Annotated in this window: 8 protein-coding genes; 2 read left to right on the top strand and 6 right to left on the bottom strand. The window is 54.7% G+C overall.

Annotation, left to right across the window (positions count from 1 at the left end; translation table 11 throughout):
• Positions 1-364: 364 nt before the first annotated feature.
• On the top strand, positions 365-4,831 hold the full coding sequence (gene gltB, locus FKM52_RS03215) for a glutamate synthase large subunit (protein WP_141174765.1): 4,467 nt from the start codon (positions 365-367) through the stop codon (positions 4,829-4,831).
• 9 nt (positions 4,832-4,840) lie between these two features.
• Positions 4,841-6,259: a glutamate synthase small subunit gene (locus tag FKM52_RS03210; RefSeq protein ID WP_141174764.1), complete on the top strand. Its 1,419-nt coding sequence runs from the start codon at positions 4,841-4,843 to the stop codon at positions 6,257-6,259.
• 102 nt (positions 6,260-6,361) lie between these two features.
• Here FKM52_RS03210 and FKM52_RS03205 read toward each other — a convergent pair whose 3' ends face one another.
• The 6 genes from FKM52_RS03205 to zapE form a co-directional block, all read right to left on the bottom strand.
• Positions 6,362-9,601 (bottom strand): autotransporter outer membrane beta-barrel domain-containing protein, encoded by a 3,240-nt coding sequence (locus FKM52_RS03205; protein ID WP_141174763.1) that lies wholly within the window; start codon positions 9,599-9,601, stop codon positions 6,362-6,364.
• 615 nt (positions 9,602-10,216) lie between these two features.
• Complete coding sequence (sspB, locus tag FKM52_RS03200) at positions 10,217-10,702, bottom strand: ClpXP protease specificity-enhancing factor (RefSeq protein WP_141174762.1); 486 nt, start codon at positions 10,700-10,702, stop codon at positions 10,217-10,219.
• A gap of 5 nt (positions 10,703-10,707) precedes the next feature.
• Entirely contained in the window at positions 10,708-11,349 is a 642-nt protein-coding gene (sspA, locus tag FKM52_RS03195) for a stringent starvation protein SspA (protein ID WP_141174761.1), read from the bottom strand.
• 301 nt (positions 11,350-11,650) lie between these two features.
• Positions 11,651-12,043, bottom strand: a complete 393-nt coding sequence (gene rpsI / locus FKM52_RS03190; RefSeq protein ID WP_038628814.1) for a 30S ribosomal protein S9 — start codon at positions 12,041-12,043, stop codon at positions 11,651-11,653.
• A gap of 15 nt (positions 12,044-12,058) precedes the next feature.
• Entirely contained in the window at positions 12,059-12,487 is a 429-nt protein-coding gene (gene rplM / locus FKM52_RS03185; protein ID WP_006121722.1) for a 50S ribosomal protein L13, read from the bottom strand.
• A 226-nt stretch (positions 12,488-12,713) separates the two neighbouring features.
• Positions 12,714-13,829 carry a cell division protein ZapE gene (gene zapE, locus FKM52_RS03180; protein ID WP_141174760.1) on the bottom strand — a complete coding sequence of 372 codons (1,116 nt, stop codon included), beginning with the start codon at positions 13,827-13,829 and terminating at the stop codon, positions 12,714-12,716.
• Positions 13,830-13,981: the final 152 nt, after the last annotated feature.

The raw sequence follows: 13,981 nt of genomic DNA, 5'->3' as shown, positions 1-13,981 counted from the left end.
ACACTATCCCGCGCAGGCCAGCTGCGCCCTCAAGATAAAACATTGAGTAAAAATTTTATAAATCAAAAAGTTAGTAAGTTAAAGCGTTAAAAAGCGCAATCAGAAGGCCTGGTTGACCTCTTTACGCTTTCCCGATAAGTTGGAAATCCGCTGGAAGCTTTTCGGATGAGCGTTCCGCTCATCATATTTATGCAGTAATTGAGATTCCCTCGAAACAAGTCCGCAATACTTGTGTCACCGATGCCTGAGGCAATGACTGGGAGCAATGCGACCGATGAGCGTATGACGCGCTAACCAGCCGCCTGCCCTTTCTACGCCCGCCGCTGACGCCGGGAATCCGCAGAGCCTGGGGAGGTTCACTGAAATGTTGTACGATAAATCCCTTGAAAAGGATAACTGTGGTTTCGGCCTGATCGCTCATATTGAAGGCGAACCCAGCCATAAAGTAGTGCGCACTGCGATTCACGCCCTGGCTCGTATGCAGCACCGCGGCGCAATTCTTGCCGACGGCAAAACCGGCGACGGCTGCGGCCTGCTGCTGCAAAAACCCGATCGTTTTTTTCGCATTGTTGCGGAAGAACAGGGCTGGCGCCTGGCGAAGAACTATGCCGTAGGCATGCTGTTCCTCAGCCAGGATGAGGAAAAAGCCCGCGCCAGCCGCCGCATCGTGGAAGATGAAGTACTACGCGAAACCTTATCTATCGTAGGCTGGCGCGATGTGCCAACCAATCAGGACGTGCTGGGCGACATCGCCCTCTCCTCTCTGCCCCGTATCGAACAGATTTTTATCAACGCGCCCGCGGGCTGGCGTCCGCGTGATATGGAGCGTCGTCTTTATATGGCGCGCCGCCGTATTGAAAAGCGTATTGAGGCGCTGGACGACAAAGAATTTTATATTTGCAGCTTCTCTAACCAGGTCAATATCTATAAAGGCCTGTGTATGCCGGCCGATCTGCCGCGCTTTTACCTTGATCTGGCGGATCTGCGCCTGGAATCGGCGATTTGCCTGTTCCACCAGCGCTTTTCAACCAATACCGTGCCGCGCTGGCCGCTGGCGCAGCCGTTCCGCTATATGGCGCACAACGGCGAGATTAATACCATCGCCGGCAACCGTCAGTGGGCGCGCGCGCGCGCCTATAAGTTCCAGACGCCGCTAATTCCCGATCTACAGGATGCCGCCCCCTTCGTTAATGAAACCGGCTCAGACTCCAGCTCGATGGATAATATGCTGGAGCTGTTCCTCAACGGCGGCATGGACCTGATCCGCGCCATGCGCCTGTTGGTGCCGCCAGCCTGGCAAAATAACCCGGATATGGGCCCTGAGCTGCGCGCCTTCTTTGACTTTAACTCCATGCATATGGAGCCGTGGGACGGCCCGGCGGGCATCGTTATGTCTGACGGGCGCTACGCCGCCTGTAACCTCGATCGTAACGGCCTGCGTCCGGCCCGCTACGTAATTACCAAAGACAAGCTGATCACCTGCGCTTCAGAAGTCGGCATCTGGGATTATCAGCCCGACGAAGTGCTGGAAAAGGGGCGCGTCGGCCCTGGCGAGCTGATGGTTATCGATACCCGTGCGGGCCGCATTCTGCATTCCGCCGAGACGGATGACGATCTGAAAAGCCGCCATCCCTATCAGTCCTGGATGGAAAAAAACGTTAAGCGCCTGGTGCCGTTTGAGGATCTGCCTGACGAACAGGTGGGAAGCCGCGAGCTGGACGACGTTACCCTGCTGACCTATCAGAAACAGTTCGGCTACAGCAGTGAAGAGCTGGATCAGATTATTCGCGTGCTGGGCGAGAACGGCCAGGAAGCGGTCGGCTCAATGGGCGATGATACGCCGTTTGCGGTGCTCTCCAGCCGCCCGCGTATTATTTACGACTATTTCCGCCAGCAGTTCGCTCAGGTTACCAACCCGCCGATCGATCCGCTGCGGGAAAATCACGTGATGTCGCTGGCCACCAGCATCGGCCGCGAAATGAACGTATTCTGCGAGGCGGAGGGCCAGGCGCATCGCGTCTCCTTTAAGTCGCCGATCCTGCTCTTCTCTGATTTCCGTCAGCTCACCACGATGGAAGGCGAATATTATCGCGCCGATACCCTCGACTGTACGTTTAATCCGGCGGAGCAAACGCTGGAAGCAACTATTCATGAGCTTTGCGCTAAAGCGGAAAGCATGGTGCGCAACGGCACGGTACTGCTGGTGCTCTCCGATCGCGCGATCGGCGAACAGCGTCTGCCGGTTCCGGCGCCGATGATGGTGGGCGCCATCCAGACGCGTCTGGTAGAGAAAAACCTGCGCTGCGACGCTAATATCATCGTCGAAACCGCCAGCGCCCGCGATCCGCACCATTTCGCGGTGCTGCTCGGCTTCGGCGCCACCGCGATCTATCCCTATCTCGCCTATGAATCGCTGGCGAAAATGGCCGATAGCGGCATTATTGAAAAAGATTACCGCACGCTGATGCTGAACTACCGTAACGGCATCAATAAGGGGCTGTACAAGATTATGTCGAAGATGGGCATTTCGACTATCGCCTCCTACCGTTGCTCCAAGCTGTTCGAAGCGGTTGGCCTGCATCGCGACGTCTCCAGCCTGTGCTTTCAGGGCGTGGTCAGCCGGATCGGCGGCGCAAATTTTGCTGATTTCCAGCAGGATCTGGTCAATCTGGCGAAGCGCGCCTGGCTGCAGCGGAAACCGCTCGATCAGGGCGGCCTGCTGAAGTATGTCCACGGCGGGGAGTATCACGCCTATAACCCGGACGTGGTGCGCACGCTGCAAGCGGCGGTACAGAGCGGTGAATACAGCGATTATCAACTCTATGCCCGCCAGGTTAATGAACGTCCGGTAGCGACGCTGCGCGACCTGCTGGCGATAAAACCCGGCACGCAGCCCGTCAGTCTGGAGGAGGTAGAACCCGCCAGCGAGCTGTTTAAGCGCTTCGATACCGCCGCCATGTCTATCGGCGCCCTTAGCCCGGAAGCGCATGAGTCGCTGGCGCAGGCGATGAACAGCCTGGGCGGCTACTCGAACTCCGGCGAAGGCGGCGAAGATCCGGCGCGTTACGGCACCAGCAAAGTTTCCCGTATTAAGCAGGTCGCTTCCGGACGCTTTGGCGTGACGCCAGCCTACCTGGTTAACGCCGACGTTATTCAGATAAAAGTAGCCCAGGGCGCCAAGCCGGGCGAAGGCGGACAGCTGCCGGGCGATAAGGTTACGCCCTACATCGCTAAGCTGCGTTATTCGGTGCCGGGCGTCACGCTGATCTCGCCGCCGCCGCATCACGATATCTATTCAATTGAAGATCTGGCGCAGCTGATTTTCGATCTGAAGCAGGTTAATCCAAAAGCGATGATTTCGGTGAAGCTGGTTTCAGAGCCGGGCGTCGGCACCATTGCTACCGGAGTAGCAAAAGCCTATGCCGATCTGATTACTATCGCCGGCTATGACGGCGGCACCGGCGCCAGCCCGCTTAGCTCAGTAAAATATGCCGGCTGTCCGTGGGAGCTGGGGCTGGTGGAAACCCAGCAGGCGTTAGTCGCCAACGGCCTGCGCCATAAGATCCGTTTGCAGGTGGACGGCGGGCTAAAAACTGGACGCGACATCATCAAGGCGGCGATTTTAGGCGCGGAAAGCTTTGGTTTCGGTACCGGCCCGATGGTGGCGCTGGGCTGTAAATATCTGCGCATCTGCCATCTGAATAACTGCGCCACCGGCGTGGCTACGCAGGATGAGAAGCTGCGTAAAAACCACTACCACGGCCTGCCGTATCGCGTGACCAACTACTTCCAGTTTATCGCGCAGGAAACGCGCGAGCTGATGGCGGAGCTGGGAGTGAAGCGGCTGGTGGATCTGATCGGGCGTACCGATCTGTTGACGGTGCTGGATGGCTTCACCGCTAAACAGCAGAACCTGGATCTCTCTTCGCTGCTGGTCACCGCCACGCCGATGCCCGGCAAAGCGGTTTACTGTACCGAAGGCAACCCGCCGTTTGATAACGGTGATTTAAACAAAGCGCTGCTGCAGCAGGCTATGCCCTACGTGGAAGCGAAACAGAGCAAAACCTTCTGGTTTGATATCCGCAATACCGATCGCTCCGTCGGCGCCATGCTTTCCGGCGCGATCGCCACGATCCACGGCGATCAGGGGCTGGCGTCCGATCCGATCAAAATTCACTACAGCGGCACCGCCGGCCAGAGCTTTGGCGTCTGGAACGCGGGCGGCGTTGAGCAGACGCTGACCGGCGACGCCAATGACTACGTAGGCAAAGGCATGGCCGGCGGCCTGCTGGCGATTCGTCCGCCGGTAGGATCGGCGTTCCGCAGCCATGAAGCGACCATCGCCGGCAATACCTGCCTGTATGGCGCCACCGGCGGCAAACTGTTTGCCGCTGGACGCGCGGGCGAACGCTTCGCCGTTCGTAACTCCGGCGCCATTACCGTGGTTGAAGGCATCGGCGATAACGGCTGTGAATATATGACCGGCGGCATCGTTTGCGTGCTGGGCAAAACCGGCATTAACTTCGGCGCAGGCATGACCGGCGGTTTTGCCTACGTGCTGGATGAAGATGGCGAATTCCGTAAGCGTGTTAATCAGGAACTGGTAGAAGTGTTAAGCGTGGACGATTTGGCTATCCACGAAGAGCACCTGCGCGGCCTGATTACCGAGCATGTGCAGCATACCGGATCGACGCGCGGCGAAGAAATTCTGGCTAACTGGCCGGAATGGGCGCCCAAGTTTGCGCTGGTCAAACCAAAATCCAGTGACGTTAAGGCGTTGCTGGGGCACCGTAGTCGTTCCGCAGCCGAGCTGCGGGTGCAGGCGCAGTAAGAGGTCACCATGAGTCAAAACGTCTATCAGTTTATCGACTTGCAGCGCGTTGATCCGCCGAAAAAGCCGCTCAAGATCCGTAAAATTGAGTTTGTAGAAATCTACGAACCTTTTTCCGAAAGCCAGGCTAAAGCGCAGGCGGATCGCTGCCTTTCGTGCGGTAACCCCTACTGCGAATGGAAATGCCCGGTTCACAACTATATTCCCAACTGGCTGAAGCTGGCTAACGAAGGAAGAATTATTGAGGCCGCCGAGCTTTCCCATCAGACCAACAGTCTGCCGGAAGTGTGCGGGCGCGTTTGCCCGCAGGATCGCCTGTGCGAAGGCTCCTGTACGCTTAACGATGAGTTCGGCGCGGTCACCATCGGCAATATCGAACGCTATATTAACGATAAGGCGATGGAGATGGGCTGGCGTCCCGATATGTCGCACGTTAAGCCTACCGGCAAGCGCGTTGCAATTATCGGCGCAGGCCCGGCCGGACTAGCCTGTGCTGATGTATTAACCCGCAACGGCGTTAAAGCGGTGGTTTACGATCGTCATCCAGAAATTGGCGGGCTGCTGACCTTTGGTATCCCCGCCTTTAAGCTGGAAAAAGAGGTTATGACGCGTCGCCGTACGATGTTCACTGAGATGGGCATTGAATTTCAGCTGAATACTGAGGTTGGACGGGATATTCAGCTCAGCGACATGATTAATGACTTCGATGCGGTATTTCTTGGCGTTGGCACCTATCAGTCGATGCGCGGCGGCCTGGAAAACGAAGAGGCGCCGGGCGTATACGATGCCCTGCCATATCTGATCGCTAATACGCGTCAGACAATGGGTTTCGAATCGCTGGCCGATCGGCCCTATATCAACCTGCAGGGCAAACGTGTCGTGGTACTGGGCGGCGGCGATACCGCCATGGACTGTGTACGCACCGCTGTTCGTCAGGGCGCCACGCATGTCACCTGCGCCTATCGTCGCGACGAAGAAAATATGCCGGGTTCGCGCCGGGAAGTGAAAAACGCGCGTGAGGAAGGCGTTGAGTTTCAATTCAACCTGCAGCCGCTGGGCATTGAGGTTAACAGCGCCGGACGCGTTTGCGGCGTCAGCGTTGCCCGCACCGAGATGGGGCAGCCGGATGCGCATGGGCGGCGGCGGGCAGAGATCGTCGCCGGTTCCGCGCATATTTTGCCGGCGGATGCGGTTATTATCGCCTTTGGTTTTCGTCCGCATAAGATGGAATGGCTGGAGCCATTTAGCGTTGAGCTGGATGCGCAGGGACGTATTATCGCGCCTGAAGGTCATGACAACGCGTTCCAGACCAGCAACCCGAAAATCTTCGCGGGCGGCGATGCGGTGCGCGGCTCAGATCTGGTGGTAACGGCTATTGCGGAAGGTCGCAAGGCGGCGGAAGGGATTATGAACTATCTGGAAGTCTGACGAAAATCGTTCCTGCCAGTAGAAAAACCGTCAGCCAGACGCTGACGGTTTTTTTATGTCCAGGCGTGCTTCAGGGCGAGCCGGCGCCCGCCCTGACGCTAATCAGAACTGATATTTAACGCCCAGCATGCCTGCGGTATAGCTGTAGTTATCGTCATCGAAGCGGTGAGCGACATTTCCCCAGACGGAGAGGTTATCCATCAGCTTACCTTCAAGCCCCACTTTAAACTCGCCGACATCTTTCGCCGTCGAGCTGGTATAGCGGCGGCTGCCGGCAGCGAAGTGGTAATCAGCTTCATAAGCTTCCGTATTGTGTAACCAGTTAAGCTCAACAAAAGGCTGGAAAATCTGCTGGCGATTTACCGGCGAGGTGCCGCGCAGCCAGGTGCGCACGCCAAGGCGTGTCTGCCAGTAATCCTGATCGCCGCTGTTGATGGTGCTGCCGCGTTTATCATTAACGTCATCAGCATGTATGCCGGACCAGGACAGCTGCGCCTGCGGCTGAATAAACCACGAGGCGGTAGGGAAATCTGCCAGGCGCAGGCTGTAGCCGGTTTCCAGCGAGGCGCTAAAGCCTTTAGATTTGTAGCTGATAGTGGAGTAGCCGTCGCCGGTCACGTCATTGTCAAACCAGCCATGCTGCAGCCAGCCATCGACATACATGCCGTTCTGCTCCAGATCCTGACTGGAGTGCCAGGTGGCGTAGAGGCCCGCGCTGTAACCTTTGACGCGGCTTTTCGCCTTATAGCCGGTATAAACAGAGTGTGAATTCAGGTGAGCATCACCGTATCCACCCAGCACGCCAACGCGCAGCAGGCTCTCTCCGTTGTTGTATTGAACGATATCGCCCCCCAGCTGCGTTACCGCCGCATTGGTTCTTACCTTCAACTGCTGTTCAGCGGCCCGGCTTCGGGTTTGCCCGCCTTCAGTACGCAGCCACATTGTAGAGGCAAAGTCACCTACGGCTTTCGGCTGGTTGAACAGCGACTCGCCGGCGCGATCGCGTAACCGCAGATAAAACATCTGGTTGGCAATCGCCTGGTTGCCGATATAAGCGCCAACCTCCGGCTCAACCAGATGTATTTGATCCGGTGAAGGAGTCGGCGACGGACCCGGATTAGGGGTAGGTATCGGATCGGGTCCTGGATTCGGCGTCGGGTCAGGATTCGGCACAGGATCTTCCGGATCTGGCGCTTCCGGCTTGTAGGTTGAACGCAGATACCAGTCGCCATCATTATCGGTCACGCCCCCTTTATAAAGGAGGTATTCGTATCCGCCGTAGCCAACGCGATTGTTTAGTTCAAACAGCCCGTTAGATTCGCCGCCTACCATAACGACTTTAATACCGTTATTGGTTTCCGCGCCCAGCCCGCCATCGTTAATAATCTTCAGATTAGTTTTCCCGGCGGTACTGCCTTCCACTACCAGACGATCCGTCAACGAATCATCGTCGCCTAAACGCGTCAGCAAGGTCAGCATACCACCATCGCTAACATAGTCGCCTTTAACCGTCAGGGTGCGCCCCGCCGAGCCTGCAGTATCGGCGAAGTTGATTTCACCGGCATTGCGCAGGGTTTTCACATCAGAGTCGCCGGTTACGGTCCAGACGCTGCCCTGATGATCAAAGCTGTTCACCCCGGTTACCGTACCGGTCAGGTTGGAGCTGTTAAGCAGCTTTATATTCGCGTTGGAAACCTCAGCGGCGGTAATATTACCCTTAGCCGTGACATGATCCAGATCGAGTTTGACATCAGAGCCGGTAACGGCGTTAAGCAACTTCCCTTTGACCGTAATCGTTGAATCTTTCAACAGGATATCGCTGAAGCCGTGACCGTAAATGCCGTTGCCCTCGGTGTTTTCCAGCGTGCCGTTTTCAACGGTTAGCTGGTTACGCATCTCTGCGCTACCGTCGCGCATATAGAAGATATCGCTGTTTATGCCGCTATTGTTAACAGTTAAATTGCTGGCATTCAGCGAGGCGCCTTCCCAAATGCCCAGCGCACCAGAATATTCGCCTGAGGTGGTAATAGTGACGCTGTCCAGCTCGGCATGATTCACTTTTTTATCATGTCCGTTGCGTACTAACACGCCGTGAGCCTCATTGCCATAGGTGGTAATGTTACTGTTGGTCAGCGTCAGCGTGGAAGCTGCCTTGCTGGTATCCGAACCGGAAAGATTTACGCCTGTTGATTTATTACCGTGAGTAATAACCGTCAGATCATCCGCCGTTGCCTGAGCGCCGGCGCTGACTGACATGCCGTAGGCATCGTTGCCTTTAGTTTCGATACGCGTGCGGGTAATTGTCCCTGTGCCGCACAGCCCGGTACAGTTTTGCACGTTTTGCAGCCACAATCCCCAGCCGTAGGAAATCGGCGTCGGCGAGGCGTCCAGCAAGATATTAACGTCGGTAAGGTTCACTTCCGAAGAGTTGGCGTATATACCGATAGTGCCGTTAATGGTCGAATTGTTCAGCGTCAGTTTACTTAGCTGGCTGGCTTCAATGGCCCGATGCTGAGCAGAAGTAATGGTCAAATCATTACCGGTAAATTCGCTGGCGATAATTCCCAGCGCCTTACCCGCGCTCTTTATTGTTCCGTGCTGAAAATTAACTTTACTGTTATTGGTCAGGTTTAAGCCCGTACCGCTGTCGGTATTGTTATTAACAACGTTACTGTTGGTTATCGCCAGCGTCGAGTTATCCACTCCCATCGCATTAAAAATGGAGGAATGGTTAATCTCGCTGTTATCAAGCGAACCTTTCGCATCGGCAATATATAATGCCCCGTTGGTGGTCAGCCTGTTGATATCCAGCGTAACGCCGTTGCTGGTGGTTAACGCATAGCCGAACTGATCATTTACGAAATTAATGCTGCTGTTGTCGAGCGTCAGGCTGCTGTTGTCACTTACGCTCAAAACATTGCTGCCGAGAGTGGTATTTATTTCTGAATTATTCAGCTTAATCGTGGAGCCAGAACTGCGCAGATAGCCGCCGTTGATGGTGGCGTTATTCAAGGTGACCGTAGCGCCGTTTTCTACCGAAACGGCTTTATTATCAAGCGCCGCATCGCTGGTATTGATGGTTATATCGCTTGCGTTGATTTTTTTCCCTGGGCCGTTGGCGACGATAACGGCGTCGGCCCAGTCGGAAAAGGCGGCATCATAAGTACCGCCGTTTATCTCCAGGTTTTGGTCGTGCTCATCGTCAACGACAAATAATGGCGCCGCCGGGGAAGAGAGGGGATAGCCCGTAATCAGTAGCGTACTTACTAATCCAGCAAGATAGCGCTTTTTGAATTTAACGCCGTCCGCTTTAATTCTTACATGATGTTTTAACTCAGACATGTAACAACTCCATTTGCTAATGTTCTTTGCGGAATTAAAATATTAAAAGCCGCCAAAATAATATCATAACCCTTCAGCGCAAATAGATAAAAAAATTTAACGAAATTATTAATGTCAATAAAATAACGTTCTGGTCAGACTGCCTTCCTTCTTTCATCGGCAATATTTATGTAGCGACAGGAAATGCGCTCAGGCGAAGTTAATGCCGCAGTAAAAATAACTAACTAACTATAAGCATATCCAAAACCGTGATATTCAAGACAATCTCATTGATTTAAAAGAAAATAAACAACGCTGCGCAAATTAATCTTCTGCGATGACGCACCAGAATACGCCGCAGGTAAATTGATATTATTTTAATAACTAAGAAAATTACATTAAAAATACCCAGAATTATTAATTAGCTTTTATAGCAGAAATTTATCTTTTCCGATCGTGAACGCTGCCCATAGCATGCCAATTAAGTTAGTGGAATATCTAATAAAGTTGAATCAAATATTGATATATGCCGTCGGTAAGCGCGCCTGATGCGCTGGCGAGGTAAATAACGGCGCGCAGGCCTGACGCCGGCAGCAGGAAAAATGTCGCATAAAAAACGGGCCCGCAGGCCCGTTTTTATTTTACCACCCGTAAAGCAGGCCGCCCGCCGCGCGGCGGCGGATCGTCCTCTGGATTTTCATCTTCCGCGTCAGCGCTATCAGGGCGATCGCCATCAATCACCGACATCACCGTTTCTTCGCCCGACGCCTGTTCTTCGCCTGCCAGCAGCTCATAGGCCGGTTCAGGTTCAAACATAGTACCCGCGCCATTTTCACGCGCGTAAATTGCCAGCACGGCGGCGATCGGCACCGTAACCTGGCGCGGAACGCCGCCAAAGCGCGCGTTGAAGCGCACCTCGTCATTGCCCAACTCCAGATTGCCCACCGCGCGCGGCGCGATATTTAACACAATCTGTCCGTCACGGGCATATTCCAGCGGCACCATTACGCCAGGCAGGTTAATGTCTACAACCAGATGCGGCGTAAGCTGGTTATCCAGCAGCCAGTCATAGAAGGCGCGCAGCAGGTAGGGACGGCGTGCGGTAAGTTGAGACATTTCCATAGCCGTTAGCCTCGGGCTTGCAGGCGCATTTCGCGTTCTGCTTCGGTCAGCGAAGCAAGGAAAGAGTCGCGCTCAAAAACGCGCGTCATATAGCCTTTCAGCTCTTTTGTTCCGCTGCCGCTCAGCTCGACGCCAAGCAGCGGCAAACGCCACAGCAGCGGAGCCAGATAGCAATCCACCAGACTAAACTCTTCGCTGAGGAAAAACGGCGTACGGGTAAAGAGCGGCGCAATAGCCAGCAGCTCTTCACGCAGCTGCTTACGCGCATTCTCTACCTGCTGGCCGGAACCCGTTTCGATAGTGCGCATCAGGCTATACCAGTCCTGCTCGATGCGGTGCATCATCAGACGGCTTTCGCCGCGCGCAACCGGATAAACTGGCATCAACGGCGGATGCGGAAAACGCTCGTCGAGATATTCCATAATGATGCGTGATTCATACAGCGTCAGCTCACGATCCACCAGCGTCGGAACGGTGCGGTACGGGTTGAGGTCAATCAGATCCTGCGGCAGATTATCCGTTTCAACCTGCTCGATCTCTACGCTGACACCTTTTTCTGCCAGTACGATACGTACCTGATGGCTGAAAATGTCAGTGGGACCAGAAAACAGCGTCATTACCGAACGTTTGTTGGCAGCGACAGCCATGAAAACCTCCAAGTTTATCCAGAATACAGTGCGAATAGCCAACCGCGCGGCGACTAACCTGCTTAACGACATCGCCCGCCAGCCGGAATCCTGTGAATCCCCTTCCTGTCAGGATTCCCTCCGTTTAACGGGCGCAAAGTGACAGTCAGTTTACCAGATTTTAGGCAGTTTGTGGGGAAGGAAGAAAAGAATTGCCGGTAAAAAGGCGCAATAGTCCGAAACCATAGCGGATAGCGCGCATAAAAAAACCCGACGCAGGGCGCCGGGTTTTCTGTAACTGCAGCTGCCGAAGCAGAAACAATTAACGTTTGGAGAACTGCGGACGACGGCGTGCTTTACGCAGACCGACTTTCTTACGTTCAACCTCACGAGCATCACGAGTAACGAAGCCTGCTTTACGCAGTTCGCCACGCAGTGACTCGTCATACTCCATCAGCGCGCGGGTGATACCGTGACGGATCGCACCAGCCTGACCAGAGATGCCACCGCCTTTAACGGTGATGTACAGATCGAATTTACCAACCAGATCCAGCAGTTCCAGCGGCTGACGAACTACCATGCGGGCAGTTTCGCGACCGAAATACTGTTCCAGAGAACGCTGATTGATAACGATGTTACCGCTACCCGGCTTAATGAAGACGCGAGCGGAAGAGCTTTTGCGGCGACCAGTGCCGTAGTTTTGAGTTTCAGCCATTGCCTGTAATCCCGATTAAATGTCAAGAACTTGCGGTTGCTGTGCCGCATGGTTGTGCTCGTTGCCCGCGTAAACTTTCAGTTTACGGTACATAGCACGACCCAGCGGGCCCTTTGGCAGCATGCCTTTAACCGCGATTTCAATCACACGCTCAGGACGGCGAGCAATCATCTCTTCGAAGGTCGCTTGCTTGATACCACCGATATGACCGGTGTGATGGTAATAGATCTTGTCGCTACGTTTGTTGCCGGTTACAGCAACTTTTTCTGCATTCAGAACGATGATGTAATCACCGGTATCGACGTGCGGCGTATATTCCGCTTTATGCTTGCCACGCAGGCGGCGCGCCAGTTCAGTCGCTAAACGACCTAAAGTTTTACCTGTCGCATCAACTACATACCAGTCACGCTGGACGGTTTCTGGCTTAGCTGTAAAAGTTTTCATCTAAAAGCTTACCCAAATTAAGTTACACGTTGGTGAAATCCCAAACGCTTGAATAAACGGTTGAGGCTCACACGACCTTATCGACCAGCAAGCCCACCCCCTCGGACAGTTTTGCCGGTGCTACAAAGTTTCTGGGAAAAAAAACCTTGTCGTAACGTGGGGTCGCAAGATTATAGAGAAGTCATTGCCAAAGATCGATCTCTTTTCATTAAAAAACGCACCCGCTTCAGCGGAGGTGTTTCAGCCGCAGATACTCCTCGCTCTGCATCTCCTGCAGGCGCGACAGACAGCGCTGATATTCAAATTTCAATCGCTCGCCCTGATAGATAGCGAACAGCGACGCCTCTGCCGATACCACCAGCTTCACGTGCCGCTCGTAAAACTCGTCCACCAGCGCCAGGAAACGACGGGCGCGATCTTCGCTGCGGGCATGCATCACCGGCACATCCAGCAGCAGCACGCTATGAAAGCGGCGCGAAAGCTCAATATAGTCATGCTGGCTGCGCCCTTCGCCGCACAGCGTGGCGAAATCGATCGCCAGCACGCCGTTTTCAACGCCCTGAGTCGCCAGCTGTCGATGATTGATTTCCAGCACCGGCTTATCCTGCGCCTCCTGCCCCGCCAGCGCAATAAACATGCGCGCCATCTCCTGCTGCGTCTTTGCATTAAGCGGATGCATCCAGAGGTGCGCCGAGGTCAAGGTGCGCAGCCGGTAATCGACGCCGGCGTCGACATTCATAATCTCGCAGTGCTGTTTAATCTGTTCGATGGCGGGTAAAAAGCGCGCGCGCTGCAGGCCGTTGCGATAAAGCTCGTCAGGCGGAATATTCGAGGTCGCTACCAGCGTAATGCCGCGGGCGAACAGCGCCTCCATCAGCGTGCCCAGCAGCATCGCGTCGGTTATATCAGAAACAAAAAACTCATCGAAACAGAGCACGTCCGCCTGCGCCTTAAAGCGGTCCGCGACGATTTCCAGCGGATCGCTCTCGCCCTGCAGCGCGGTTAACTCTTCATGCACGCGCAGCATGAACCGATGAAAATGCAGCCGCAGCTTACGCTCGCCAGGAATAGACTGAAAAAACAGATCCATCAGCCAGGTTTTTCCACGCCCGACGCCGCCCCACATATAGAGTCCGCGTAGCGGCGGCGTAGCGGCGTGTTTCTTCTTACCAAGCAGCCTGCCGAGCCAGCCGCCGTTCGGCTGGATTGAGGGAGACGCGGCGCTCAGCGCCTGCTGGATGGCGTCTAACCGACTGATAGCGGCGCGCTGCACGGCATCAGGCTGATACTCGCCTTGCGCGAGCGCCTGTTCATAGCGCGCCAGAGGGGAGAGGGTTTGCATGCTTCGTCTTACTTCCTTAAAAAACACAGGTCGCTGCCTGTTTGCTGAAAAAAAGTCCGTTCTACACTAAGCGAAGCTGCTGCAGGATTCCACTTCCGCAAGATTAACGGTTATAGTGGCTATTATTATGTGTGTTACGCCCTACGGAACAA

The organism is Mixta tenebrionis (assembly GCF_006517625.1).
Lineage (GTDB): Bacteria > Pseudomonadota > Gammaproteobacteria > Enterobacterales > Enterobacteriaceae > Mixta > Mixta tenebrionis.
Note: the sequence above shows the minus strand (reverse complement) of the source record. Positions and strands in the feature narration are given on the sequence as shown.

Excerpts from the sequence above, each read along its gene's own strand:
- gltB (WP_141174765.1), top strand. The coding sequence starts at position 365 with ATGTTGTACGATAAATCCCTTGAAAAGGATAACTGTGGTTTCGGCCTG.
- FKM52_RS03210 (WP_141174764.1), top strand. The coding sequence starts at position 4,841 with ATGAGTCAAAACGTCTATCAGTTTATCGACTTGCAGCGCGTTGATCCG.
- zapE (WP_141174760.1), bottom strand. The coding sequence starts at position 13,829 with ATGCAAACCCTCTCCCCTCTGGCGCGCTATGAACAGGCGCTCGCGCAA.
- sspB (WP_141174762.1), bottom strand. The coding sequence starts at position 10,702 with ATGGAAATGTCTCAACTTACCGCACGCCGTCCCTACCTGCTGCGCGCC.
- sspA (WP_141174761.1), bottom strand. The coding sequence starts at position 11,349 with ATGGCTGTCGCTGCCAACAAACGTTCGGTAATGACGCTGTTTTCTGGT.
- rpsI (WP_038628814.1), bottom strand. The coding sequence starts at position 12,043 with ATGGCTGAAACTCAAAACTACGGCACTGGTCGCCGCAAAAGCTCTTCC.
- rplM (WP_006121722.1), bottom strand. The coding sequence starts at position 12,487 with ATGAAAACTTTTACAGCTAAGCCAGAAACCGTCCAGCGTGACTGGTAT.
- FKM52_RS03205 (WP_141174763.1), bottom strand. The coding sequence starts at position 9,601 with ATGTCTGAGTTAAAACATCATGTAAGAATTAAAGCGGACGGCGTTAAA.